General features: G+C 65.5%; 22 protein-coding genes. 9 read left to right on the top strand and 13 right to left on the bottom strand.

Annotated elements, in window-relative coordinates; translation table 11 throughout:
* The first annotated feature begins 2 nt into the window (after nucleotides 1-2).
* Complete coding sequence (locus ACTJI4_RS16210) at nucleotides 3-494, top strand: hypothetical protein (protein ID WP_440869942.1); 492 nt, start codon at nucleotides 3-5, stop codon at nucleotides 492-494.
* Between the two features lie 18 nt (nucleotides 495-512).
* Here ACTJI4_RS16210 and ACTJI4_RS16205 read toward each other — a convergent pair whose 3' ends face one another.
* On the bottom strand, nucleotides 513-1520 hold the full coding sequence (locus ACTJI4_RS16205) for a polysaccharide deacetylase family protein (protein WP_440869941.1): 1008 nt from the start codon (nucleotides 1518-1520) through the stop codon (nucleotides 513-515).
* A 98-nt stretch (nucleotides 1521-1618) separates the two neighbouring features.
* Between ACTJI4_RS16205 and ACTJI4_RS16200 the strand changes: the two genes are divergently transcribed.
* Together ACTJI4_RS16200 and ACTJI4_RS16195 are read left to right on the top strand one after the other, a co-directional pair.
* The gene (locus ACTJI4_RS16200; RefSeq protein ID WP_440869940.1) at nucleotides 1619-2023 is read left to right on the top strand and encodes a hypothetical protein; all 405 of its coding nucleotides are present in this window, start codon (nucleotides 1619-1621) and stop codon (nucleotides 2021-2023) included.
* Between the two features lie 95 nt (nucleotides 2024-2118).
* Nucleotides 2119-2454, top strand: coding sequence for a hypothetical protein (locus tag ACTJI4_RS16195; RefSeq protein WP_440869939.1), 336 nt, complete (start codon nucleotides 2119-2121; stop codon nucleotides 2452-2454).
* Here ACTJI4_RS16195 and ACTJI4_RS16190 read toward each other — a convergent pair.
* Together ACTJI4_RS16190 and ACTJI4_RS16185 are read right to left on the bottom strand one after the other, a co-directional pair.
* Nucleotides 2388-5843: a response regulator gene (locus ACTJI4_RS16190; RefSeq protein WP_440869938.1), complete on the bottom strand. Its 3456-nt coding sequence runs from the start codon at nucleotides 5841-5843 to the stop codon at nucleotides 2388-2390. The genes ACTJI4_RS16195 and ACTJI4_RS16190 overlap by 67 nt on opposite strands.
* 76 nt (nucleotides 5844-5919) lie before the next feature.
* The gene (locus ACTJI4_RS16185) at nucleotides 5920-6321 is read right to left on the bottom strand and encodes a GFA family protein (RefSeq protein WP_392923087.1); all 402 of its coding nucleotides are present in this window, start codon (nucleotides 6319-6321) and stop codon (nucleotides 5920-5922) included.
* 111 nt (nucleotides 6322-6432) lie between these two features.
* Here ACTJI4_RS16185 and ACTJI4_RS16180 point away from each other — a divergent pair, with 111 nt between their 5' ends.
* The gene (locus ACTJI4_RS16180; protein ID WP_440869937.1) at nucleotides 6433-6660 is read left to right on the top strand and encodes a hypothetical protein; all 228 of its coding nucleotides are present in this window, start codon (nucleotides 6433-6435) and stop codon (nucleotides 6658-6660) included.
* Between the two features lie 53 nt (nucleotides 6661-6713).
* Here ACTJI4_RS16180 and ACTJI4_RS16175 read toward each other — a convergent pair whose 3' ends face one another.
* The 6 genes from ACTJI4_RS16175 to ACTJI4_RS16150 form a co-directional block, all read right to left on the bottom strand.
* Entirely contained in the window at nucleotides 6714-7094 is a 381-nt protein-coding gene (locus ACTJI4_RS16175) for a tautomerase family protein (RefSeq protein WP_392923094.1), read from the bottom strand.
* A gap of 100 nt (nucleotides 7095-7194) precedes the next feature.
* Nucleotides 7195-7515 (bottom strand): SymE family type I addiction module toxin, encoded by a 321-nt coding sequence (locus ACTJI4_RS16170; protein WP_440869936.1) that lies wholly within the window; start codon nucleotides 7513-7515, stop codon nucleotides 7195-7197.
* A 472-nt stretch (nucleotides 7516-7987) separates the two neighbouring features.
* On the bottom strand, nucleotides 7988-8629 hold the full coding sequence (locus ACTJI4_RS16165) for a hypothetical protein (RefSeq protein WP_440869935.1): 642 nt from the start codon (nucleotides 8627-8629) through the stop codon (nucleotides 7988-7990).
* A gap of 94 nt (nucleotides 8630-8723) precedes the next feature.
* Nucleotides 8724-9434 carry a 2OG-Fe(II) oxygenase gene (locus tag ACTJI4_RS16160; protein WP_440869934.1) on the bottom strand — a complete coding sequence of 237 codons (711 nt, stop codon included), beginning with the start codon at nucleotides 9432-9434 and terminating at the stop codon, nucleotides 8724-8726.
* A gap of 89 nt (nucleotides 9435-9523) precedes the next feature.
* Nucleotides 9524-10537, bottom strand: a complete 1014-nt coding sequence (locus ACTJI4_RS16155) for a class 1 fructose-bisphosphatase (protein ID WP_440869933.1) — start codon at nucleotides 10535-10537, stop codon at nucleotides 9524-9526.
* Nucleotides 10538-10692: 155 nt separating this feature from the next.
* On the bottom strand, nucleotides 10693-11895 hold the full coding sequence (locus tag ACTJI4_RS16150; RefSeq protein ID WP_440869932.1) for an amino acid aminotransferase: 1203 nt from the start codon (nucleotides 11893-11895) through the stop codon (nucleotides 10693-10695).
* Between the two features lie 174 nt (nucleotides 11896-12069).
* Here ACTJI4_RS16150 and ACTJI4_RS16145 point away from each other — a divergent pair, with 174 nt between their 5' ends.
* Nucleotides 12070-14205, top strand: a complete 2136-nt coding sequence (locus tag ACTJI4_RS16145) for a TonB-dependent receptor family protein (protein ID WP_440869931.1) — start codon at nucleotides 12070-12072, stop codon at nucleotides 14203-14205.
* A 98-nt stretch (nucleotides 14206-14303) separates the two neighbouring features.
* On the opposite strand, the gene ACTJI4_RS16140 is transcribed toward ACTJI4_RS16145, so the two are convergent.
* Entirely contained in the window at nucleotides 14304-14630 is a 327-nt protein-coding gene (locus tag ACTJI4_RS16140; protein ID WP_440869930.1) for a hypothetical protein, read from the bottom strand.
* Nucleotides 14631-14786: 156 nt separating this feature from the next.
* On the opposite strand from ACTJI4_RS16140, the gene ACTJI4_RS16135 reads away from it, so the two are divergent.
* The 3 genes from ACTJI4_RS16135 (at nucleotide 14787) to ligD (ending at nucleotide 18809) form a co-directional block, all read left to right on the top strand.
* Nucleotides 14787-15182 carry a hypothetical protein gene (locus tag ACTJI4_RS16135; protein WP_392923117.1) on the top strand — a complete coding sequence of 132 codons (396 nt, stop codon included), beginning with the start codon at nucleotides 14787-14789 and terminating at the stop codon, nucleotides 15180-15182.
* A 99-nt stretch (nucleotides 15183-15281) separates the two neighbouring features.
* Nucleotides 15282-16247 carry a non-homologous end joining protein Ku gene (gene ku, locus ACTJI4_RS16130; RefSeq protein WP_440869929.1) on the top strand — a complete coding sequence of 322 codons (966 nt, stop codon included), beginning with the start codon at nucleotides 15282-15284 and terminating at the stop codon, nucleotides 16245-16247.
* Between the two features lie 6 nt (nucleotides 16248-16253).
* The gene (gene ligD / locus ACTJI4_RS16125) at nucleotides 16254-18809 is read left to right on the top strand and encodes a DNA ligase D (protein ID WP_440869928.1); all 2556 of its coding nucleotides are present in this window, start codon (nucleotides 16254-16256) and stop codon (nucleotides 18807-18809) included.
* 12 nt (nucleotides 18810-18821) lie between these two features.
* Here ligD and ACTJI4_RS16120 read toward each other — a convergent pair whose 3' ends face one another.
* The 3 genes from ACTJI4_RS16120 to ACTJI4_RS16110 form a co-directional block, all read right to left on the bottom strand.
* A complete protein-coding gene (locus ACTJI4_RS16120; protein WP_440869927.1) occupies nucleotides 18822-19244 on the bottom strand; it encodes a hypothetical protein in 423 nt (140 codons plus the stop codon).
* Between the two features lie 97 nt (nucleotides 19245-19341).
* A complete protein-coding gene (gene eda, locus ACTJI4_RS16115; RefSeq protein ID WP_440869926.1) occupies nucleotides 19342-19980 on the bottom strand; it encodes a bifunctional 4-hydroxy-2-oxoglutarate aldolase/2-dehydro-3-deoxy-phosphogluconate aldolase in 639 nt (212 codons plus the stop codon).
* The gene (locus ACTJI4_RS16110; RefSeq protein ID WP_440869925.1) at nucleotides 19967-20983 is read right to left on the bottom strand and encodes a sugar kinase; all 1017 of its coding nucleotides are present in this window, start codon (nucleotides 20981-20983) and stop codon (nucleotides 19967-19969) included. Before ACTJI4_RS16110 ends, eda begins: the two co-directional genes overlap by 14 nt.
* Before the next feature lie 274 nt (nucleotides 20984-21257).
* Here ACTJI4_RS16110 and ACTJI4_RS16105 point away from each other — a divergent pair, with 274 nt between their 5' ends.
* A complete protein-coding gene (locus tag ACTJI4_RS16105) occupies nucleotides 21258-24017 on the top strand; it encodes a TonB-dependent receptor (protein ID WP_440869924.1) in 2760 nt (919 codons plus the stop codon).
* Nucleotides 24018-24072: the final 55 nt, after the last annotated feature.

Raw genomic sequence — 24072 nt, 5'->3', positions numbered from 1 at the left:
TCATGACCACTACCCAAGGGAAGCCGCATCAGCGCGGCGCAACCACCAAGATCCTCATCACGCTGCTTGTTGGCGCCTTGTCCGCCCCGGCAGCGCAGGCGATCGACGCTACGCAATGGCAGGCCGTAGCACCCGCGATCCAAGCAGCTGTTGAATGCCGCGCCAAGCCCGATACGACCGCCGCCGCCTGGAAAGCCCTGCCCCGTGACGAATCCGGCGGCATTGAGGCCATCAAGCCACCGATGCCTTTCACGGTGTTCGGTCTTCCGGTGCAGGAAGTGTCCATCTTCATCGACCCGGACGGCGAACTGGGCGAGAGCTACACCGCGACGCTCGGTACCAACGCGGCGGCGGTGCGAAAGGCTGCAAAACTCAGCACAGCGGGTGGGCGCACGACCACGATGGGTGAGCTCATGCTGAGCGACGGCGGAGCGCCGCAGCTGACCTGCACGGTTGCGGGCACGTACGATGAAAGCGATTATCAGGAAAACTGATCGATCTGTCGGGCTCAACTACTCCCCATCGCGCCCGGCTAGCGTCATCACCCAGCCAGGCACCGCGGGTTCGCCCGCGTAGAACGCCTTCGGCACCTTCTCGGCCATCGCCCAGCGCTGGATCCAGCTCATGCCACTGCCGCCGTTGTAACCGTCGGCGCGCTGGTAGGCAGGATCCTGCAGCGCTACTTCCAGCGAGATGAAGCGGTAGCCGCGCCGACGGGTGGCGGCCACCAGCTCGCCCAGAGTATCGGCATTGAGCGCGTTGGCATGCATCAGCCAGACCTGTGCCGGCAGCCGCCCGAGTAGTTCCTCCGACCGTTGCTCGTAGTAGTCGAGCTTGTTGAGCATGTACGGCACGTAGCCACGGCGCAGCTGCTGCATCAGCGCGTCCCGTTTGGCGGGATCGGTCTCGTTATCGCGCACGTGGTCGTACGCAAAGGCCCAGATCCATTCGCTGTTATCGATCGTGACCGGGGCGATCTCATAGCCGTGCTGTTTCAGGAACGCGCCAAGTTCAGCGCGCACCTCAGGCGACTGCCCTGCATGCAGGTACGGGTGGCGGAACCAGCGCGGCACCTGCCCGGTTTCGGCCAGCAGCGGGCGCAGGGTGGCTTCACCGTGAAGGATGTCCTGCTCGTAGGCGTCCAGTGGGATCGCATGCAGGTCGACATGCCCGAAGGTGTGGTTGCCCAGCTCGAACCCGGCATCACGCCAGTCGCGCAGCATCTGCACGCGCGTGGGTTGCACCTGGCCGCCGACCTCAAGCTTGGCTTCGTTGACGAAGCCCACCACCGGGACGTTGGCCTGCTTCAGGGCGCCAAGCAACCTGGCGTGTTGGGCGGCGAGATCCGGCTCAGCACGTTCGCCCAGCCGCTGCCACGGGAGATCGTCGATGGTCAGCGCGATGCGCCGATACGGTTCGGCCGCATGGGCGATACCCGAGATGCACGCGAGCGCCAGAACGACACACCGAATCAATCCACTTCGCACCCGCAGCTCCCATCGTGATAGCCGGGCCAGCATAGCCCCGTCCCCGGTCACCCTCAAACGGTGGGCCCAGGTAGCCACTACCCGTTGTGCCCGCGCCGGCGGTATGGTGGCGAGAACTTCCGGAGCTACCCATGAAGACTCCAGGCAGACCCACCTCCCAGGCGCAAAATTCGGAATCGGCGACGCCCTCGGCGTTGTTCATCCCATTGCGCGATCTACTGCTGGCCCACAAGGATGCGCTGGCGGTCGTGCACGATACCGACACCCACTTCTACGCCAACTGCAACGTCGCTGACAGCAAGGGCAAGCCGCAGTTCTTCGGAGCGGTGAAAGTCTCTGCCAATAGGCATGCCCTCCACTTCATGCCGGTCTACGACTTTCCCGAGCTGCTGGCGGGCCTCAGCCCTGCTCTGAAGAAGCACATGCAGGGGAAATCCTGTTTCAATTTTGACGTCCTGGATCCCGCCCTGCTGCAGGAGCTACAGAAGCTGATCGAACAGGGTGTCAGGTGTTACAAGGCAGCTGGCAAGCTCTGACTGCGACAGGCTTCCTTCGGGTGCAATGCACGGTGAGGAAGTAGTCCGGGTGAAGTGCCGCGATCACGTCGCAGTGTTTGAGAGGCGGAACGGTAATGCTCTCGCCCATGCTCCCGCCCGACTTCCGATGGATAAAACCCGCCGCCACCGCTTACGACGAAACGGTGATCGCCCATGGCGACACGTGGGTGGTCCACATCTATCAACCCGAGCGTGGCAGGGAATGGGTGGCCATGCTTGATGCGCATCGCGAGCCCGAAGGCCGGCGGCATCGCCGCTGCACCGCCTTTGCCAACGGCAAAGCCGGCGCCGAGCTATGGGTGCAGCGGGAGCAGGCGCGGCTTCGGTTGGAAGTGCAGCGGGCTCACGCCATCAGCCACACCCGGATCAGCGACACCAGCTTGTCCACGTCCAGTGGCTTGGCCACGTAATCGTTTGCACCGGCCTGGATGCACTGCTGCTGGTCATCCGGCATCGCCTTCGCGGTGAGGGCGATGATCGGCAGCTTGCCGAAGCGGCCGTCCTGGCGGATTTCACGGGTGGCGGTCAGGCCATCCTTTACCGGCATCATGATGTCCATCAGCACCAGTTCAATGGGCGACGGCCCTTCTACTGCGGTGGCCAGCGCATCGATGGCTTCCTGGCCGTTGCGCGCGATCGTGACCTTGCAGCCGTGCGGCTCCAGCACATTCATCAGCGCGTAGATGTTGCGCACGTCATCCTCGACGACCAGCACGCGGCGGCCTTCCAGTGCCGTGTCGCGGTGCTGCGCCGAACGGATCATGCCCTGCTGCGATTCCGGCAGATCGCTCACTACCTTGTGCAGGAACAGCGTCACTTCATCGAGCAGGCGCTCGGGTGAGCGCGCGCCCTTGATGATGATCGAACTCGAGTACCTTCCCAGCCGCACCTCTTCGGCGGGCGACAACACCCGGCCGGTGTAGACGATGATCGGCGGCAGCGCATGCGGGCTCTGCTCGCTGAGCAGCTCCAGCAGCTCGAAGCCGGAGGCATCAGGCAGGCTCAGGTCCAGCACCATGCAGTCGAATGTGTTCTGGGCCAGTGCCTGCAGGCACTCCGAGGCCGTGCGCGCGCCGATGGTTTCCACGTCGGCCAGCGCCAGCAGCTGGCGCACCGCGTCCAGCTGCACATCGTCATCTTCCACCACCAGCACCAGGCGCGGACGCAGCGACAGCCGGCGCTCCAGCGAGAGCAGCACACCGGCCAGCTCATCGCGGGTGGCCGGCTTGCCCAGATACCCCACCGCGCCCAGTGCCAGGGCCTTGCGCGAATGGTCCGTCGCCGAAACCACGTGGATCGGAATGTGCCGCGTACGGATGTCGTGCTTGAGGATGTCCAGCACCGACAGGCCCGACTGATCAGGCAGGCCAACGTCCAGCACGATGGCGTGCGGAAGCTCGGCGCGTGCGGCGGCCAGCGCCTCGCCCGCAGTCTGCGCGACCCGGGCACGGAAGCCCATCTCGCGTGCCAGGTCGCTGACGATCTCGCCGAAGGCAATGTCATCCTCGATGATCAGGATCAGGCCGCGGTCACCGCTGCCCGCCGCCGCACCGGCGACGCCTGCCTGGCGTGCGGAAGGCGATGCCGGGCGCGGGCGCTGTGCCAGGGCCGGCTCAGCGGGCGCGGATGCGGCGCGGGCGGGCACGGATGCTGCCGCGGGGATTGCTGCGGGAGCTGCGACCTGGCCCCCGTTGGCCAGCCGTGCTGCCACCACCAGCCGGAAACAACTGCCCTTGCCGGGCTCGCTTTCCACGGTGATGTCGCCGCCAAGCAGGCGTGCAAGCTCCTGGGAAATGGACAGCCCCAGGCCGGTGCCGCCATAGCGGCGGCTGATCGAACCATCGGCTTGCTGGAAGGCATCGAAAATGCGCGCCTGCTGCTCGGGCGCAATGCCGATGCCGCTGTCGGTCACCGCGAACGCCACCTTGCCGTTGCCGGCCGACGACACCGACACTGTCACGCCGCCTACCTCGGTGAACTTCAGTGCGTTCGAAAGCAGGTTCTTGAGTATCTGCTCGACGCGTTGGCGATCGGATTCGATCACCACCGGGCAGTCGGCGGTCATCGAGACATCCAGCGTCAGGCCCTTCTCGCTGGCCACCGGGCCCAGCAGCGCGGAGACATCGGTCAGCAGCTTCTCAACGCCAAAGCGCTCGGCGTGCACCTCGATGTGCCCTGCCTCGATCTTGGACAGGTCCAGAATCTCGTTGATGAGGTTGAGCAGGTCGGTACCGGAAGAATGGATGGTCCGCGCGAACTTCACCTGCTCCGCGCTCAGGTTGCCGTCGCGGTTGTCGCCCAGCAGCTTGGAAAGGATGAGCGCCGAGTTGAGCGGCGTGCGCAGCTCGTGCGACATGTTGGCCAGGAACTCGGACTTGTACTGGCTCGCGCGCTGCACCTTGTGCGATTCGGCAACGATGGCCGCGTTGGCACGCGCCAGCTTGTCGCGCTCTTCTTCAAGCTGCTGCGACTGGTCGAAAAGCTGGTTGTTGGTCTGCTCCAGCTCGGCCTGCTGCTCTTCCAGCTCGTGCTGCGAGCCACGCAGCGCCCGGCTCTGCTCCTCCAGTTCCTCGTTGGAGACGCGCAGTTCCTCGCTCTGCACCTGCAGCGCTTCGGTCTGCCGCTGGGTCTGCGCCAGCAGCTCGGAGAGCCTGGCCCGGTACGCCGCCGACCTCAGCGCCACCGCCATGTCGCCGGAGGCCAGCTGGAGCAGTTCCACCACATCGGCCGGCACCGCGCTGAAGAAGCCCAGCTCGATCACCCCGCTCACCTCACCTTCGTGGATGCTGGGAGCGATGACGAGGTGGCGCGGCTGCGCCTGTCCCAGCCCGGAGCCGACCGTGAAGTAGCCCGGTGGTACGTCCGACACCACCAGCACGCGCTTCTCGTCCACTGCGCGGCCGAGCAGGCTGCCGCTGTCGCGCCGCTGGTCGGTGCCATCCGGGGCGGAGGCGGTGCCCACCGCACCGATCTGCCGGAAGCCGTTGTCCTCCGGCACGAACAGCATGCCGGCCTGTGCGCCGGTGAAGCCGGCCAGGAAGCCCAGGCTGGCCCGCGCCAGCGAAGCGCTGTCCAGGTCGCCGCCGGTGGCCGTGGTGAGCTCCAGTCGGCCCCGCTGCAGCCACGCATCGCGCTCGCGGGCGCGGGTGTGGCGGCGCAGCAGGATGGCGATGAAGATCGTCAGCACGATGCCCAGCACCGCACTGGCCGTGCCGGAGCTCAGCGCCGTGTTGTAGGCCGATTCCATTTCTTCCAGACGCTTGGCGCGCTTGTCCAGCTCGATGGCGCCCATGGCGGCCAGGCGCGCCCGGATGTCATCCATTGCCGCCTTGCCACGGTTGGAGCCGACCACTGCCAAGGTGGGCTCCAGCCCTTGGGTGCGTCGCACCTCGATGGTTTCATGCAGTTCGTCCAGCTTGTCCTGGACCCGCCGTGCCAGCAGCTTCAGCCGGTCCACCTGGGCCGGGTCATCGGCCAGGGACTTCTCCACTGTCGCCAGCCGGGTGCTGGCCACACCCAGGGCCGTGCGATACGGCTCCAGGTAGCTGTCATCGCCCGTCAGCAGATAGCCGCGCTGGCCGGTTTCGGCGTCCTGCACCGCAGAAAGCACATCGCCCAAGGCAGTCATCGTCTCCTGGGAGCGGATGACCAGGGCGTTGCCCTCGCGGATGGTGCGGATGTTCTTGCCGGCCAGGAACCCGCTGCCGAGGAAGAACAACATGACCGCCAGCAGCGGCCAAAGCGTGCGGAAGCCGGTTCCGGCCTGGGTGGCAACGCGGGGTTTGGGCGTGGTGGGCATGGGTTGGCAGGCGGGTGGGTGCAACCCATCACATTATCACGGAGGCAGGTTGCGGGCCGGCCTGCCCCACCACCCGTCAGCTTGTACTGTCGGCCGGATGGTGAACTCCATCCTCCACGGGAACGTTGGGTATGGCGAAAGGATTGATGCCCTCCAGGCACCCGACGTTGAACCCGTACTGATGAGGGTTCGAGCGGCGTTGGTGATGGGTATAAATGCCACAGATGCCGCAGAAGTAGTGCTTGGCCGTGTGGGTGTTGAACTCGTAGCGCTTGAGGTGCTCTGCACCCTTCACCACGCGAAGCCCTGAGAGAGGCACCGAAGCCACTACCGCGCCTTTGCGCCGGCAGATCGAGCAGTCACACCGGCGTGGGCTCTCGATGCCGTTGGGAAGATCAAGCTCCAGCTCCACGGCGCCGCAGTGGCACGTGGCGCGGTGCCTGGGTTGGATGGGGACGCCGCCGACTTCCTTCAGCATGGGTGATCCTCTTTCGGTCTGGCCGAACCCTACCTAAGATCTCGTTGAGCAACAATGTTGGCAATCCAACCATCTGGCGCACATGATGAAGATTCAAGTAGGAGCGGAATCATGAAGTACATCTGCTGGGCAGCAGTCGTAGTCATGTCCATCATGCCGCTGAATTATTCTCTTATGGTCGCGGCGAAACTGGTTCACGGCGAGAGCTTTGGAGCGGAAGATGTCATCGGCTTTGGGGTTGCGGCTTTCGGGGCATTGATGGCGATAACGATCTATCGGACAGCCTTGCGTCAGCGTTCAACCGGAAAGAAGACGGCGAGTATTCGCCGAATCGAGTGAGGCCAATCGTAAGAGACCCGGCCACGTACGCACTCACACTCTTCCCGGGGGGCTCACATCGCGTACTGCGCCAGTCCATTCCCGAACGACCAGTTCTCGCGCTTCACCTCCACCAGGTTGATGAAGACATCCTCAAGGCGGACGCCAACTGCTTCGTGAAGGCCATGGGCGACGGCGCTGTAGAAGGCTTTCTTCTGCTCCAGGGTGCGGCCCTCGTTCCAGGTGACCTGGATGCAGATGAAGTCATCGGTGCGCGCAATGCCCAGGTAGCCGGGGTCGTAGATGAGGCCATCCGATTCGTGCTCCTGGATGATCTGGAAGCGATCATCCTTGGGCACCCCGATGCTGAGCATGGCGTCGTACACCACCTGGCCAACCTGCTGCCGGTAGGCGGCGGTCTTGCCTTTGCGGAGGTCAATGCGGGCCAGGGGCATGGCGGACTCCTCGCGGATATGTGTGCCTGGCAATGGAAGCACATGGGCGGATGCGGTGCCACTACATGGCGCTGCGTTGGGGCCCGCCCAGCCTCGGTCCTCAGCGGTCCTTTACTTGCGCGCGCCACGTAATGGGCTTGTCTGCCGCCGCGGACTGACCTTTTAACTGGTCGTCGTTCCACAGCGGTCTGACGGTGATCTGGCCATGGACTACTTCGATCCTGATATGGACACCCGCTTCAAAGCCGAACCTGCGCAGCCAGGTGCCGCGCAGCATGACAAAGGGGACGGGGCCAAAGTGGTCGCGGTCCCGCTCGGAGATCTGCGGCACGGCACGTACGTTGTTGATCTGGCCGTACTGCATCCACCGCTCGCGCGGGACGCGTTGGTCTTCAGTCGGCTGGGCCGGGTCGCTCTTCATGATGTGCCTCCAACGGGGAATGGCCCTCGCCGGTTAAGGCGAGGGCGTCGGGAGGTCAAAAACCGTGCATAACCAGACGGCGGGCGTATTCCCCCGTGAAGGGTCTTGTATTAACCACCCTCCCGACATGGGGCATCCACTATTCTCGGTTATGCGGAGTTTTTGAGCTCCGGCACCCACCATGCAGACGTCGGCTGCGGAACACAAAACGATTGTTTCTGTTGAATTTTCGATTTCAGTAGGCACAGCCTACTGATTGACGTGTGCAGCCCGTTGCAGCATTTCGAATGGTGTTTCCGTGTGAACCAGCCCACAGATATCCCCCATCCGCGTACGGCTTCTCTGCCCTCTGGAACAGGATCCAGCTTGTCGCAACCAACTCAGACGCAGATTTGACGGACGAGGCTACCTCAGTCAACTGGTACGCCCGTGTGTCAGCGCGTCGCGGATGATGGTGCCGCGGGAGTCGAGGTCAGTGAACCACGATCGCCTTGAGTGCGGGATCCGTCGAGAACACGAACCGGCTCTGGAACTGATCACCAGTACGCTCGATCGCCTCGATGAAGCCAAAGGTGTCGGCGCCAGGATCCTCTTGCAGGCGGCTCAGCCAAGCGTCGTGGTCCGCTATGGATGCCGCACGTACAGATCCTACGCAAACGCTGAGGCCGCACGAGAGATTCTCCACCGCACCGTTCTTTCCTACAGCACGCTCAATCGCACCGCGGTAGTGCTTGGCCAGGTCCTGAGCCTCCATGCTCTTAATTTCGTCTCTGGCCATTTTAATAAGCGCCTCGGAGAAGGCACCCTGTGACTCAACAATTTCGTCAGCCAGGTTGGCCGAAATGCCGTCCTTCTCGACCAATGCTGACTCGGTTGGAAGGTAGGGCAAGTCCACCAGCGCCTCCGATTCCAGACCTGGACCTGACGATGGTCGCAGAATGGACCCATCAGCAGATATGCGGTGCTGACTCTCCAACGAATCCGGGTTGCTGTGCTCGGCAAGTGCGACAGTTTCAGACCCAGCTCTTCGTTCGGCGTCGATTCCCTGCACCGAGCAACCCACACAATTCAGCAGTGCTGCGAAAGCCGTACATGCCAGCGGCCATCGGAACATGTCAATTCTCCTGCATTGATACTCCTCTCAAATCTAGGAGAATTCATCTCTGAAGTGGCGCAGGAGGTTAAGTGCCAGGTCGGCTGCCCTTGCCTCACCCACCCCCGTAAAGCTTCTCCGCGCTCTGGAACAGGATCCAGCTTGTCGCAATGAACTTGTCCCCCCCCTGCGGGCGGTTGCCCCGGTGGGTGTGGGTGAAGGCCGTCGGCGCGATCAACAGGCTCCCGGTACGCGGCGCCACCTTCCGGTCCTGGAACAGGAACTCGGTCTCCCCGGCCTCGAACTCGTCGTTGAGGTACAGGGTCCACAGCAGGTGCCGGTGCAGGGTTTCCCCGCCCGGGTCGCGCGGGTACAACTCGCAGTGCCAATAGGGGTAACCGCCCTCGCCTGCCGCATACCACTGCAGGTTGATGGCGCCCGGACGCAGGCACGTACGGGCCAGTCCGGACAGCGCGTTGTCGTCCATGCCGGGAAAATCTTCGGCTTTCAGGCGGCGCGCGGTGCCATCGTTGTCTTGGACCTGCAACATGAGCGGCGAGATCAGCGCCTGTGGATAACGGCGTAGATAACTCAAAACGCCGCTGAATACTGCCTGTTGCAGCTGTATTTCGACTTGGCGCCACTCCGGGCGCCCACTTATGCGCAGATCCTTGCTGTGCTTGAGTTCCGGGAACACGCCGCTGCCTACTTCGCCGGGTTGGAGCTGGGCGCTGGCGCGCATTTGCGCCTGAATTGCGGAACAGGTCTCAACCGGGATGGCGTTGTGGATTACTTCAATGAAGTCGAGCGGGGTTTCGGCCTGCATGGGGTCATCCGTGGGCGGTTTAGCCCGATGTTGACCTGTGTTGGTGCAGGTGTCACCCCGTTGCCATATGCAACGGGGTGATGTGACCGTCAGCCCTGGGCGTCGTGCTGGCGGTGGTAACGGGTGGCTTCAGCCACTTCGTTGCGCGAGCCGAGGAATACCGGCACGCGCTGGTGCAGGTGGTCGGGCTGGATGTCCAGGATGCGCTCGCGGCCGGTGGTGGCGGCGCCGCCGGCCTGTTCCACCAGCAGGCCCATGGGGTTGGCTTCGTACATCAGGCGCAGCTTGCCGGCCTTGCTGGGGTCCTTCTTGTCCCAGGGGTAGATGAAGATGCCGCCGCGGGTCAGGATGCGGTGCACGTCGGCCACCATGCTGGCGATCCAGCGCATGTTGAAGTTCTTGCCGCGCGCGCCTTCCTTGCCGGCCAGCAGGTCCTGCACGTAGCCCTGCATCGGGGCTTCCCAATGGCGCTGGTTGGACATGTTGATGGCAAATTCCTGGGTGTCTTCGGGAATCGTCATACCGCGCTGGGTGAGCACGAACTCGCCGGTTTCACGGTCCAGGGTGAAGGAGTGGGTGCCGTGGCCGGTGGTGAGCACCATCTGCGTGCTGGGGCCGTAGATGCAGTAGCCGGCCGCAATCTGGGCGGTGCCCGGCTGCAGGAAGCTCTCGTCGGTGGGCTGTTCGGTGCCCGCCGGGCTGCGCAGCACCGAGAAGATGGTGCCGACCGAGACGTTCACGTCGATGTTGGAGCTGCCATCGAGGGGATCGAACAGCAGCAGGAAGTCGCCGCGCGGGTAGGTGTCCGGCACGGGCTGGCAGTGGTCCATTTCCTCGGAGGCGCAGGCGGCGAGGTGGCCGCCCCAGGCATTGGCTTCGAGCAGGATCTCGTTGCTGATCACGTCGAGCTTCTTCTGCGCCTCGCCCTGGACGTTGCCGGTGCCGGCGTCGCCGAGCACGCCGCCCAGCGCGCCCTTGCTGACCGCGATGGAGATGTTGGTGCAGGCGCGGCCAACCACTGCGATGAGCTGGCGCAGGTCGGCGTTGATGCGGCCTGCGTGCTGCTCTTCAATCAGGTACCGGGTAAGCGACGTACGGGACATGGAATGGCTGCCAAAGACATTTCGGGGGCCGTATTGTGGCCCGTTCGGCAGGGCATTACGAGGCAACCGGGACACGTAACCGGTTTCAGCATGCAGGCACGAAAAGAAAAACGGCCGCACGTGGCGGCCGTCCTTCATTTCATCGTTGCAGCCGCTCAGCCCTTGGCGACGGTCGACACCGCCTTGGCCACGTATTCCAGGTTGCCCTGGTTCAGCGCGGCCACGCAGATGCGGCCGGTGCCGACGGCGTAGATGCCGTACTCGTCGCGCAGGCGGTCCACCTGCGCACGGCTCAGGCCCGAGTACGAGAACATGCCGGCCTGGTCGTTGATGAAGGCGAACTCCGGTGCACCGGCGGCCACCAGCTTGTCGACCAGGCCGTGGCGCAGGGCGTGGATGCGCTCGCGCATCTCGGTCAGCTCCTGCTCCCACAGCTGGCGCAGCTCGGGGCTGGTCAGCACGCCGGCCACCAGGGCCGCGCCGTGGGTGGAGGGGCTGGAGTAGATGGTGCGGATGATGCGCTTGACCTGCGACTGCACGGCCTTGGCGGCGTTCGCATCCGGGGCCACCACCGACAACGCGCCCACGCGCTCGCCATACAGCGAGAACGACTTGGAGTACGAGTTGGCGACCACGAAGCTGTCGATGCCGGCCTCGGCGATGATGCGCACGGCGGCGCCATCTTCGTCGATGCCCTTGTCGAAGCCCTGGTAGGCCATGTCGATGAACGGGAACAGCTGGCGTTCCTTCAGCAGCTCGGCCACCTGCTTCCACTGGGCCACGGTGAGGTCGGCGCCGGTGGGGTTATGGCAGCAGGCGTGCAGCAGCACCACGGTGCCCGGCTGCAGCTTGTCCAGGTCAGCCAGCATGCCGGCGAAATCCACGCCGTGGGTGGCCGGGTCGAAGTAGGCGTATTCGACCACTTCGAAGCCGGCCGCGCCGAACACCGCGCGGTGGTTTTCCCAGCTGGGGTTGCTGATGGCGATGGTGGCGTGCGGCAGCAGGCGGTGCAGCAGGTCCGCGCCCACGCGCAGGGCACCGCTGCCACCGATGGTCTGCGAGGTGGCCACGCGGCCGGCGGCCAGCAGCGGCGACTCTTTGCCGAAGACCAGTTCGCGGGTGGCCTGGGTGTAGGCAGGCAGGCCGTCGATCGGCAGGTAGCCGCGCGGTTTGGCTTCGGCAGCCAGCTGCTGCTCGATCTGCTTTACGGCGCGAAGCAGCGGAATGCGGCCGCTTTCGTCGTAATAGATGCCCACGCCCAGATTGACCTTGGTGGGGCGGCTGTCGGCGTTGTACGCCTCGGTCAGGCCCAGGATCGGGTCGCCCGGGACCAGTTCCACATTTGCAAAGAAGGACACGGCGGTACTCATTCGGATGACGGATGGGGGAGGTTGGCGCGATCAGGTTTGCGGCAGAATCAGCCGAAACCAGGCCATCGTAACAAAGCCTTGGCGTGGGCGCGGCAGCTGCCGTCACGAACGACACCGTACCCTGTCGCGCGGTGCCCTTTTTCCGGAGAACCCCCTCTGCGCATGTTCCGTCTTACCCCGCTGGCCCGCTGCTGTGCGCTGCTATCGGCCACCGCCCTGCCACACCTGGCCCAGGCCCAGGCCGCCCCGGCGTCCCCTGCCCCTATCGAGCGGCTGCCCACGGTTCAGGTGCAGGCCGCACGGGGCCAGCAGGTGGCCGATGTGGATCTGCCCGCCTCGCTCAGCACGGTGTGGCTGGATGACGAATCCAACGGCAACCTGGCCCAGATCACTGACGCATTGAGCGGGGTGCCCGGCGTGGTCGCCCGCGACCGCCAGAACCTGGCCCAGGACACCCAGCTTTCCATTCGCGGCTTCGGCGCACGTTCCACGTTCGGGGTGCGCGGGGTGCGGGTGCTGGTGGACGGGGTACCGGCCACGATGCCCGATGGGCAGGGGCAGCTCTCGCACGCCAGCCTGCTTTCCGCCCAGCGCGTGGAGGTACTGCGCGGTCCGTTCTCGGCGCTGTACGGCAACTCCTCCGGCGGCGTGGTGCAGGTGTGGAGCGCCGATGGCCAGGCCGGCGATCCCTGGCGGCTGCGCGTGGCCGGCGGCAGCGACGGCACGCTCAGTGCCGGGGCGCAACTGCGCGGCGAGCAGGGGCCGGTGCGCTACAACGTGGCAGCCAACCACTTCCGCACTGATGGCTGGCGCGAGCACAGCGCCGCGCGCCGCGAATCGGTGAACGCGCGGCTGGGCACCGAGGTGGGCGGCGGGCAGCTGGACCTGGTGCTGAATTTCTTCGATTCGCCCGACGCGCAGGACCCGCTGGGCCTCACCCGCGATCAGGTGCGGCAGGACCCGCGCCAGGCCACGGCGGTGGCCACGCAGTACAACACCCGCAAATCGGTGCGCCAGGCGCAGGCCGGGCTGGTGTTCACCCGCACCGAGGGGGCCCAGACCTGGCGCGCGATGGGCTATGCCGGGCAGCGCAGCGTGGAGCAGTTCCTGGCCATTCCGCCGGGGCCGCAAGCCAACCCGCTGCACGCCGGCGGGGTGATCGACCTTGACGGCGGCTACGGCGGGCTGGACCTGCGCTGGGCCTGGCAGGGCGACTGGGCGGGGCGGCCGCTGGAAGTGGTGATCGGCGCCAATGCCGACCAACAGCAGCAGGATCGGCGCGGTTACGAGAATTTCGTCGGCGATACGCTGGGGGTGCGCGGCGCACTGCGGCGCGACCAGCGCGACCGGGTGCGCAACGTGGACCAGTTCGCGCAGGCGTTCTGGCAGTGGGCGCCGCGCTGGTCGCTGCTGCTGGGGGTGCGCCACAGCGAGGTGCGCTTCCGTTCCAACGACCACTACATCACCGCGCGCAACCCGGACGACAGCGGCGCGCGCGACTACTCGGCCACGACGCCGGTGGCTGGGGTGGTCTTCCACGCCAGCGATGCGTGGCGGGTGTATGCCTCGGCCGGGCGCGGGTTCGAGACGCCCACCTTCAACGAGTTGGGCTACCGGTCGGATGGGGCGGCTGGGTTGGCGCTGAACCTGTCTCCAGCGCGCAGCCGGAACCTGGAGCTGGGCGGCAAGTGGCGGGGTGCCGCTGGCGCGGCCTTCGATGCGGCGGTGTTCCGCGCAGATACCGATGACGAGCTGGCCGTGGCCAGCAACACCAACGGGCGCAGCACTTATCGCAACATCGGCAGGACCCGCCGGCAGGGCGTGGAAGCCAGCCTGCAGATGCCGATCACCGCAGCGCTGGAGGCCAGCCTGGCCTATACCTACGTGGAAGCCACGGTGCGCGAGCCGTACCTGGTGTGCGCGGGCACGGGCTGCGCCGTCCCCAACACGGTGGTGGCGGCCGGTTCCCGGCTGCCGGGCGTGCCGGAGCAGCAGTGGTCCGGGCGTCTGCAGTACCAGCCTGGCGCGTGGCAGTGGGCCGGAGAAGTGGTGGCCTCCAGCGACACGGTGGTGAACGACCTGGCCACCGACCACGCCGCAGGATATGCCCTGTTCAACCTGGAAGCGGCCCGCAAGTGGACCACCGTGCAGGGCGCGCTGCGGGTCTTCGCGCGGGTGGACAACGTGCTGGACCAGCGCTACATCGGCTCGGTGATCGTCAACGACGGCAACCAGCGGTTCTTCGAGCCTGGTCCGGACCGGCGCTACAGCGTGGGCGTGCAGTGGGCGTGGCAGTGATTCAGAGGGCGCACGACCAACGGTCGTGCGCTACCCGGTAGGTCACGACCGTTGGTCGTGGCGAGCGCGGCGCATGATCGCCCGCGCACTGCCCCCATTCACTTGGGAATCTTCGCCGGCACAAATGGCGACGTGGGATCACTGGCGGGGAACGTCTCCTCCAACGCCTCGTCCTGGTTGTCGCTCTCGTGCGCCTTGCGCTGCTCACGATGGTCCTCGTGCTCTTCACCGCCCGGGTGCGGGGCGGCGGACGGGTCCTTGCGGTCGCGGGAGCCGTGCACGGGGTCGACGCCGGTGCGCAGATGCTCGGGGGAATGGGACGGTGACATCCCGGCGCCACGGTCCTCGGCGTCCCAGATGTCATGTTTGGCGCGCTGCTCACCGGGAACCGGGGCCGTGGCGTCGCGCAGGGGGTCGCGTGGCATGGAAACTACTCCTCAACTGGGATTTGGCTGAACTGTACGCACGCGCGGTGGGTGCTCGACGTGAAGCGCGAACCGGCTTTCTCGACAGATCTGTCACGACTGGATAACGGCGCCGGGGCTATTCCTGCCAACCCCCACCTCCGCCGGAGACGTGTCATGCCCCGCCTGGACCGACGTGCCGCCCCCGCGCTGTTCAACGCCTGTCTTCAGCCGCCATCCGCGCGGCACGGTCGCCGTTCCCGGACCGAAGAACCGGAAGCCATCGCGCAGGACTATCTGCAGTACATGCGGCATGACTACGAACGCCGCCGCCGCCAGGGTCGGCGCAGCTGGAAAGACCTCTACCCAGCCTATTCCTTTGCCCTGACCACGCACCACGCTGACTGGCCACGCGGGGGCGACGACGATACCGAGGGTGAGCTGGCAGAGCACTGGGAGCAGATGCGCGGGCAATCGCGGCTGGGTTGGACGCAGGCGCGTGCCATCGTGGAAGACGCGTGGCTGGCGCTGGACCACATGCCGGCAGCGGCGGTGCACGCCGCACTTCAGTAATCCGTGCCGTGCAGCCGGCCTGCACGGTCCGGACACAGGCGTTTCACGGCCGGCGCGGTACAGCTGGCGTCTGCCCCTTTGCACTGGAGTAATGCCGCCATGGCCCGACCGATCTGGACTGGAACCCTGTCATTCGGGCTGTTGAACGTGCCGGTGTCGCTGATGTCCGGCGAACGCAAGACCGACCTCAGCTTCCGCATGCTCGATTCGCGCGACCGCAAGCCGATCCGCTTCGAGCGGGTCAACGCCGATACCGGCGAAGAAGTACCGTGGAAGGACATCGTCAAGGCCTTTGAGTACGACAAGGGCAGCTATGTCGTGCTTGACGAAGCCGATATCAAATCGGCTGCGCCGGAAAGCCACGAAACCGTGGAAGTGGAGAGCTTCGTCGATGCCAGCCAGATCGACCCGCGCTACTTCGAGAAGCCTTACCTGCTGGTGCCGGGAAAGAAGGCCGAGAAAGGCTATGTGCTGTTGCGTGAAACGCTGCGCAGCACCGGCAAGGTGGGCATTGCGCGCGTGGTGGTGCGCACCCGCGAATACCTGTGCGCGGTGATGCCGCACGAGCATGCGCTGGTGCTGCTGATCCTGCGTTACCCGCAGGAGCTGGTCGATCCGGAAGAACACAAGCTTCCCACCGGCTCGCTGGCCGACTACCGGATCAGCAGCAAGGAAACGGCGATGGCCGAACAGCTCATCGAGTCCATGTCAGGCGAGTGGAAGCCGGATGACTACCACGATGAATTCCGCGAACGCCTGCAGGCGGTGCTGACCAAGCGCATCAAGCAGAAGGGTGGCACCACTACGGTGGAAGACGAACCGGCCGCGCCGCATGATGCCACCACCAACGTGGTGGACTTCATGTCGCTGCTGCAGAAAAGCCTGGATGCGAAGAAGCGCACCCCGGCCAAGAAGACGGCCGTGTCGAAGGTGGTGAAGAAGGCTGCGCCTGCCAAGAAGGCGGCGCCGACAAAGAAAGCGGCCAAGGCAACCAGGAGCGCCAGCAAGACCGCCAAGGCGACGAAGAAAGCAGCCAAACGCGCGCCGACGCGCAAGGCCGGGTAAGCGGCCATGTCGTTGCAGGAGTACCGGCGCAAGCGCCGCTTCGGTGAAACCCCCGAGCCCGACGACGAGCGCCGGGGCGCCGCCGCGCGCCGGCCGATCTTCGTGGTGCAGCTGCACCATGCCAGTTCCCGGCATTACGATTTCCGGCTGGAAGCCGATGGCGTGCTGAAGAGCTGGGCGGTACCGAAGGGGCCGTCGCTGCGCGTGGGCGAGAAGCGCCTGGCGGTGGAGGTGGAAGACCACCCGCTGTCGTACGCCACGTTCGAGGGCGATATTCCCGAAGGCCACTATGGCGCCGGCCACGTGGATGTATATGACCACGGCACCTGGGCCTGCGATGGCGATCCATTGGATGCGATCGCCGCAGGCAAGCTCGACTTCGTCCTGCATGGGCGCAGGCTCAAGGGCGGCTGGAAGCTGGTGCGCACCAACATGAAGGGAAAGCAGCATCAGTGGCTGCTGATAAAGCGCGATGACGACGAGGCGCGCGATGTAGATGCGGATGCGCTGCTGGAGGAAGCGGTGCCACCGAAGCAAACGTCTACGAAGACCGCAAAGACCATCAAGTCCACAACGACTGCAAAGACAAGCTCAAGCCGCTCTTCCAGGACGACAGGGACCATCAAGCCGGCCGTACGCCGCAATGCAGACGCGCGCTGGGCCAAGCGCGCGCTGTCACTGCAACATGCACGCGACAAGCCCTATCCCCACGACTTCAAACCCCAGCTCACCGATCATCGCGACACTGCACCCGACGGCGAAACCTGGCTGCACGAGATCAAATGGGACGGCTACCGCCTGCTGGCCGATGTCCGCGATGGCGTGGTGGCGCTGCGCTCGCGCAACGGCTTGAACTGGACCGAAGACTTCCCGGAAGTGGTGCAGGCCATTCAGGCGCTGCCGGTCACCGACCTGCGCCTGGATGGCGAGCTGGTGGTGCTGGATGGGCAGGGCCGCAGCGATTTCACCGGGCTGCAGAAGGTCATCGACGGCACCGCCAAACAGCCGTTACGCTACGTGGTGTTCGACATGCCCGGTGTGGCCGGCGTGGATATCAGCCGCGCGCCGCTGCTGGCCCGCAAGACACTGCTGAAGGAACTGCTGGGTGATACGCCCGGCACGCTGGCTTACAGCGACCACGTGCACGATCACGGTCCGGCGGTGTTCGACGCCAGCGGCAAGGCGGGCTTCGAAGGAATCATCAGCAAGCGGGTGGATGCGCCCTACGTCAATGCGCGCTCGCCCAGCTGGGTGAAGGTGAAGCACGAGAACACCGATGAGTTCCTGGTCGTGGGCTACACCGACCCGAAGGGCTCACGCAGTGGGTTCGGCTCACTGCTGATGGCTGCGCCCGACAAGGACGGTCTGCGTTACGTGGGCCGCGTGGGTACCGGCTTCGATGATGCCAGGCTGGCTGCCATGCACCGCCAGCTGAAGGCATTGGATACCGACAAGGCTGCCGTGGAACTGCCCTCGCACGTGCCGTTCAAGGCCAGCAGCGTGCATTGGGTCAAGCCCACGCTGGTGGCCGAAGTCGCCTTCCGCGGCTGGGCCAAGGAAGGGCTGCTGCGCCAGGCCAGCTTCAAGCGCCTGCGCGAGGACAAGACGGCCAGGGACCTGGGCGCGACAGCCAATGCGGTACCTGCGAAGGCCGCAAAAGCGACGAAGGCCCCCGCAAAAGCGAGAGCGCCCGATCAGGAAGCTGACGGCGTGAACATCTCGCACCCCGAACGCGTGGTCTTCGCCAAGGCCAGACTGACCAAGGGTGACGTCGCCGACTACTACCGGCAGATGGCGCGCTGGATACTGCCCGAGGTCGCCCGCCGGCCGCTGTCACTGCTGCGCTGCCCCGATGGCGTGGACAAACAGTGCTTCTTCCAGAAGCACCACGGCACCGGGCTGGGCGACGCGGTGGAAGCCATCCCGCTGGAGCAGAAGAGCGGCCGCGAGGACTACCTCTATATCGAAGACAGCGAGGGCCTGCTGCAGCTGGTCCAGATGAATACCCTGGAGCTGCACCCATGGGGTGCCAGCGTCGACGACCCCGAGCATCCAGATCGGCTGGTTTTCGACCTGGATCCCGGTGAGGGCGTGACGTGGGCGGCGATCAAGGCCGCAGCACGCGATGTGCGCGACCGGTTGCAGGAGATCGGACTGGAGAGCTTTGTGCGCCTGTCCGGCGGCAAGGGCGTGCACGTGGTGGTGCCGCTCACGCCCAAAGCGGATTGGGCGCAAGCCAAGGCTTTCTGCGAGTCGTTCGCACAGGCAATGGCCGAGCACGCGCCGGATCGCTACGTGGCAACGATGAGCAAGGCCAAGCGCAACGGCGTGATCTTCATCGATTGGCTGCGCAATGCGCGCGGCGCCACCAGCGTGTGTTCGTGGTCGCTGCGTGCCCGGCCATCCGCCGGCGTCGCAGTGCCGCTGCGGTGGGAAGAGTTGGGGCGTATCACCGCCGCCGATGCATTCCCGCTGCCGAAGGCGCTGCAGCGTGCGCAGAAGCTGAAGAAAGATCCCTGGGAAGGGATCGATCAGATCAAGCAGGTCTTGCCGACGCTGTGATCGGGCGACCGATTACCGCGCGAAGCCACGCCCTGCGTGGCTGCCCGCGACCTCCCTGGGCCGATACCGCGTCCCCAACCAGATACCAATCGCCTGCACCGGCAACGACACCAGCAACGTCACCACAAACCAGAACGGGTAGTCGCTGCCCAGATCCCACGCGGCAAACACCGACGCGGCGGCAATCAACACCCACACCACCCCGCCATGCACGTACGGCCACATCGGCGCATACCGCCCAGCGAATGCCGTAGCGGCAATACCACCGAGGATCGTCCAGCCCAGGTCCCACCCGAGCCGCACCTGACCCTCGCCCAACCCCAGCCAGGGCGCGATCCAGCCCCCGGCACCGCTCACCATGCCGAGCACGAACAGCGCCACCACCACGCAGAGCACGGAGAGTACGACGGACTTGGCAGTGGACAACGCAGACATGGGCGCATACCAGCAACGGGATAGCGCCCATTATGGACCCGCATCCGACCCGGACACGCGCCCCGGTAGGTCACGACCGTTGGTCGTGACCGCAACCTCACCCCACCAGCGCAGCAGAATCCCGCGCCAAGGCTTCAATCCCCGCCCAATCGCGCGCCTGCAGCAGCGCCCGCGTGGTCAACCACGACCCACCGACGCACAGCACATTGGGCAGGTGCAGGAAATCGCGCGCGGTCTGCGCGCTGATTCCACCGGTCGGGCAGAACCGCACATCGCCGAACGGGCCGTTCCAGGCCGACAGCATCGCCGTGCCACCGGCCTGCACGGCCGGGAAGAACTTGAACGTATCCAGCCCGTGCTCCAGGCCCAGCATCAGCTCGGAAGACGTAGCGATGCCGGGTAGGAACGGCAGGTCGGTATCGCGCGCGGCGGCATACAGCCGTTCGGTCGCACCCGGTGCCACCGCAAAGCGGCCACCTACGGCCTTGACCCGCTCCATCTGGGTAGCGGTCAGCACGGTACCTGCACCCACCACCGCATCGGGCACGGCTTCCACCATCGCCTGGATCGCGTCCATCGCAATGGCGGTACGCAGGGTCACCTCGATCACCGGCAGCCCGCCATTGAACAGCGCCTGGGCGACATGCACCGCCTCGTCGACGCTTTCAGGGGTATACACCGGAATCACCGGGGCCAGTTTCAGAACTGCGCGTACGCGCGGATCAGCGCCGGACATCGAATCGCTCCTCGCCCGTCAGGGCCAGTACGTCAGCTTCACTGACGGGGTTGAAATCACCGGGGATGGAATGCTTCAGGCTGGCCGCAGCCAGGCCGAAACGCACGATCTTCTCCGGTTCGAAGCCCTGCATCATGCCATGCAGGATGCCGGCGGCGAATGCATCGCCGCCGCCGATGCGATCGACGATGCCGATCAATTCACGCGTGGGCGCCACCGCGCGGGTGCCGTCGCGGCCGAGCAGCATCGCGCCGAGCGTGTGGTGATCCACGCTGACCGGCGTGCGCTGCGTGCATGCCATCCATTGCAGGCGTGGAAAGGCGGCGAACGCCTGCGCGGCGGCGGCATCCACGCGGTCGGCCAGCCCAGGCTGCTCGAACTGCCCGCCCAGCACCACGCCGATGTCGCGGTAGTCGGCGAAGGCCACCGTGGCGCAGCCGAACAGCTCGCGCAGGATGCGCGGTGCATCGCCTTCCCAGCGCGCCCACAGCGAGGGGCGGAAGTTGCCGTCGAAGGAGACCTTGACCCCGCGCTCGCATGCCGCGCGCGCGGCCACCAGGGTGGCCTCGGCCATCGCCGGGTTCAGCGCCGGGCTCACCCCGGACATGTGCAGCCACTGCGCGTCGCGCAGCAGCGCATCCCAGTCATAGTCGGCCGCCGTGCCCTGCGCGAATGCCGAATCCACGCGGTCGTAGACCACCTCGCTGGCGCGTTGCACCGCCCCGGTGGTGAGGAAGTACAGTCCCATGCGGCCGGGACGGGCCTGCACAGTGGAGGTGTCCACCCCATGCTTTCGCAGTTCCCCGGCCACGAACTGGCCCAGCGGGTTGGCCGGCAGCGTGCTCACCATCTGCACGGCGTGCCCGAAGTGGGCCAGCGACACGCCCACATTGGCCTCTGCCCCGCCGGCATGCACGACCAGCTGCGGTGTCTGCAGCAGCAGCTCACGGCCCGGCGCGCTCATGCGCAGCAACAACTCCCCGAAACAGACAACACGACTCATGGCGATGGATCCCTTCGTGGTGGGCATGACCTGCGGGTCAAGGCCCGGACAGTAATGGCTAGCGGTGTCATTCTAGCGGTGCGGCGGCCTTCGTCCACCCGCCCGGTTTGTCGGAACCTATGTCCCGCAAGCGTCTACGGGACATTGAAAGTCTGTTGCGGTGCAAGATGCCCGATCCCCAACGGACTGTTAACGTCCGCCCTGACCAGCGGTGTCATTGCACTGACATGTCGCCGGATAGCTGTTTCATGTAGCACCTTGGGAGAGGGAAAACATGCAATATCGAAACATCCATAAAAAGACACCGGTTACCTTGCTCGCCCTGTCCATCGGCCTGGCGCTGAGCGGTACCACCCTGGCGCAGGATCCGGCCCCGACCGCGGCCACCGACCTGGATACCGTCACCGTCACCGGCTACCGTGCCAGCGTCGAGAAGGCGCTGGACATCAAGCGCAGCGAATCGGGCGTGGTCGACGCCATCGTGGCCGAGGATATCGGCAAGTTCCCCGACCTGAACCTGGCCGAGTCGCTGCAGCGCGTGCCCGGCGTGGTCATCACCCGTGAGGCCGGCGAAGGCCGCAACATCTCGGTGCGCGGCCTGGGCCCGGATTTCACCCGCGTGCGCATCAACGGCATGGAAGCGCTGACCACGGTAGGCGCCGGCGACCAGAGCGGCGGCACCAACCGCGGCCGTGGCTTCGACTTCAACGTGTTCGCGTCGGACCTGTTCTCGCAGCTGATCGTGCGCAAGACCGCGTCGGCCGACGTGGAAGAAGGCTCGCTGGGCGCCACGGTCGACCTGCGCACCGCGCGCCCGTTCGACTATGACGGCTACACCTTCGCCGCCAGCGGCCAGGCCAGCTACAACGCCATGGCGCAGAAGGCCGATCCGCGCGTCGCCGCGCTGATCTCCAACACCTGGGCCGACGGCACCTTCGGCGGCCTGCTGTCGGTGGCCTATTCCGAGCGCCAGGCGCTGGAAGAAGGCTCCAACACCGGCCGCTGGGCCAACGGCCCGAGCAACGGCAACTTCAGCGCGTCTTCGCCGTTCACCGCCGCGCGTTCGGCCAATGTCTACCACCCGCGCTTCCCGCGCTACGTGCAGATGGAACACGAGCAGAAGCGCCTGGGAGTGACCGGCACCCTGCAGTGGAAGCCGACCGACGCCACTGAAATCTCGCTGGATGCGCTGTACTCGAAGATCGACGCCGAGCGCGACGAGCACTACATCGAAGCCATTTCCTTCAGCCGCGGCACCAGCGGCACCCCGCGCCTGGTCGGCAAGCCGAACATGATCGTCAAGGACGGCGTGATCGAAAACAACGCGCTGGTGTACGGTGAATTCGACAACGTCGACATCCGCACCGAAAACCGTCACGACGAGTGGAGCACCGAGTTCAAGCAGATCGCCTTGAACGGCCAGCACCGTTTCGGTGATGACTTCACCTTGTCCGGCAAGGTCGGCATCTCGCGCTCCAAGCACGAGAACCCGATCCAGACCACCATCATCATGGACAAGTACGATGTGGATGGTTACAGCTACGACTACCGGGGCAACAGCCGGTTCCCGAAGCTGAACTACGGCATAGACCCGACCAACCCGGCGGGTTGGGAACTGGCGGAAATCCGCCTGCGTCCGCAGTACGTGGACAATGATTTCGACACCGGGCAGGTCGATTTCAACTGGAACATCAGCCCCGGTTTCCGCCTGAAGGGCGGCATCCTGGCCAAGAACTACACCTTCAGCACCGTGGAACTGCGCCGCGCCAGCGAACTGGCCGTGCCCAACTTCCCCAACGGCACCAAGATCGTGCCGGTGGACATGACCCAGCAGGCCGGCCTGAAGGGCATCACCGGTACGCCGGACCAGTGGGTGGTGCCGAACCTGGACGCCATTGCCGACCAGTTCGACATCTACAGCAACTCCGGCATCTTCGCCGTCGCGCCGCGCGCCAACAACGTGCGCAGCGTGGATGAGGAAGACCGCGGCGGCTACCTGATGGGCGAGTTCTCCACCGACCTGGGCAGCATTCCGTTCTCCGGCAACTTCGGCGTGCGCTATGTAAAGACCAAGCAGAGCTCCACCGGTCTTTCCACGCTGGCCACCGGCACGGTATCCACCACGGTGGACCGCAGCTACGACGACACCCTGCCCTCGTTCAACGTGGTGGCCGAAGTGGCGCCGGACTTCCTGATCCGCCTGGGTGCGGCCAAGGTGATGAGCCGCCCGGGCCTGGGCAGCCTGACCCCGGGTGCCACGGTGGCCGTGGCCGGCGGTGCGCGCACGATCTCCAGCGGCAACCCGAACCTGGACCCGATCCGCGCCACCAACGTGGACCTGGGCTTCGAGTGGTACTTCAGCGAAGGTGCCATGGCCGGTATCGGCCTGTTCTACAAGGACATCGAAAGCTTCGTGCAGACCACCCGTGAAGTGGCGCCGTACAGCGCCAGCGGCCTGCCTGCCGAGCTGCTGATCGGTACCGGTGCCTCGCCGGCCGATGATTTCACCTACACCAAGCCGGTCAACACCCCCGGTGGCGAGCTGCACGGCCTGGAAGCGAACTACACCCAGCCTTTCACCTTCCTGCCGGGCAACTGGTCCAACCTGGGCATCCAGCTGAACTACACCTGGGTGGAATCGCAGATCCAGTACATCAACTCCAGCGGCCAGCCGGTGATGAAGGCCGACCTCACCGGTCTGTCCAAGTCGAGCTGGAACGCCACGCTGTTCTATGAAGGCAAGGTGTTCTCCGGCCGCGTGTCGGCCACCAACCGCGACGATTACCTGACCCAGGTGCCCGGCACCGAAGCAGGCTTCAACGTGGACGGTACCCACGGCATGACCGGCACCACCTTCATCGACGCCTCGATCCGCTACGCGATCAGCGACAAGCTGGAGCTGAGCCTGGAAGGCATGAACCTGACCAACGAAGCGAGCGACGAGTGGGTGTACTCGCCGGCCACCGGTCGCCTGCCGTTGCAGTACACCGAAACCGGCCGGCAGTTCATGCTGGGCGCGCGCTACAAGTTCTGATCCATCGCAACCAGCAGCGGCGTGGGCAACCACGCCGCTGTTGCGGCGCAAGATG

Source organism: Stenotrophomonas sp. 22385 (assembly GCF_052045085.1).
Lineage (GTDB): Bacteria > Pseudomonadota > Gammaproteobacteria > Xanthomonadales > Xanthomonadaceae > Stenotrophomonas.
This window is presented reverse-complemented; position numbering and strand designations above follow the sequence as displayed.

Bases quoted from the DNA above. Each gene is read 5' to 3' on its own strand.
- ACTJI4_RS16105 (WP_440869924.1), top strand. From the start codon at position 21,258: ATGCAATATCGAAACATCCATAAAAAGACACCGGTTACCTTGCTCGCC.
- ACTJI4_RS16110 (WP_440869925.1), bottom strand. From the start codon at position 20,983: ATGAGTCGTGTTGTCTGTTTCGGGGAGTTGTTGCTGCGCATGAGCGCG.
- ACTJI4_RS16185 (WP_392923087.1), bottom strand. From the start codon at position 6,321: ATGCTGAAGGAAGTCGGCGGCGTCCCCATCCAACCCAGGCACCGCGCC.
- ACTJI4_RS16145 (WP_440869931.1), top strand. From the start codon at position 12,070: ATGTTCCGTCTTACCCCGCTGGCCCGCTGCTGTGCGCTGCTATCGGCC.
- ku (WP_440869929.1), top strand. From the start codon at position 15,282: ATGGCCCGACCGATCTGGACTGGAACCCTGTCATTCGGGCTGTTGAAC.
- ACTJI4_RS16155 (WP_440869933.1), bottom strand. From the start codon at position 10,537: ATGTCCCGTACGTCGCTTACCCGGTACCTGATTGAAGAGCAGCACGCA.
- ACTJI4_RS16195 (WP_440869939.1), top strand. From the start codon at position 2,119: ATGCTCTCGCCCATGCTCCCGCCCGACTTCCGATGGATAAAACCCGCC.
- eda (WP_440869926.1), bottom strand. From the start codon at position 19,980: ATGTCCGGCGCTGATCCGCGCGTACGCGCAGTTCTGAAACTGGCCCCG.
- ACTJI4_RS16210 (WP_440869942.1), top strand. From the start codon at position 3: ATGACCACTACCCAAGGGAAGCCGCATCAGCGCGGCGCAACCACCAAG.
- ACTJI4_RS16190 (WP_440869938.1), bottom strand. From the start codon at position 5,843: ATGCCCACCACGCCCAAACCCCGCGTTGCCACCCAGGCCGGAACCGGC.
- ACTJI4_RS16140 (WP_440869930.1), bottom strand. From the start codon at position 14,630: ATGCCACGCGACCCCCTGCGCGACGCCACGGCCCCGGTTCCCGGTGAG.
- ACTJI4_RS16180 (WP_440869937.1), top strand. From the start codon at position 6,433: ATGAAGTACATCTGCTGGGCAGCAGTCGTAGTCATGTCCATCATGCCG.
- ACTJI4_RS16135 (WP_392923117.1), top strand. From the start codon at position 14,787: ATGCCCCGCCTGGACCGACGTGCCGCCCCCGCGCTGTTCAACGCCTGT.
- ACTJI4_RS16200 (WP_440869940.1), top strand. From the start codon at position 1,619: ATGAAGACTCCAGGCAGACCCACCTCCCAGGCGCAAAATTCGGAATCG.
- ACTJI4_RS16175 (WP_392923094.1), bottom strand. From the start codon at position 7,094: ATGCCCCTGGCCCGCATTGACCTCCGCAAAGGCAAGACCGCCGCCTAC.
- ACTJI4_RS16120 (WP_440869927.1), bottom strand. From the start codon at position 19,244: ATGTCTGCGTTGTCCACTGCCAAGTCCGTCGTACTCTCCGTGCTCTGC.
- ligD (WP_440869928.1), top strand. From the start codon at position 16,254: ATGTCGTTGCAGGAGTACCGGCGCAAGCGCCGCTTCGGTGAAACCCCC.
- ACTJI4_RS16205 (WP_440869941.1), bottom strand. From the start codon at position 1,520: ATGCTGGCCCGGCTATCACGATGGGAGCTGCGGGTGCGAAGTGGATTG.
- ACTJI4_RS16170 (WP_440869936.1), bottom strand. From the start codon at position 7,515: ATGAAGAGCGACCCGGCCCAGCCGACTGAAGACCAACGCGTCCCGCGC.
- ACTJI4_RS16160 (WP_440869934.1), bottom strand. From the start codon at position 9,434: ATGCAGGCCGAAACCCCGCTCGACTTCATTGAAGTAATCCACAACGCC.
- ACTJI4_RS16165 (WP_440869935.1), bottom strand. From the start codon at position 8,629: ATGTTCCGATGGCCGCTGGCATGTACGGCTTTCGCAGCACTGCTGAAT.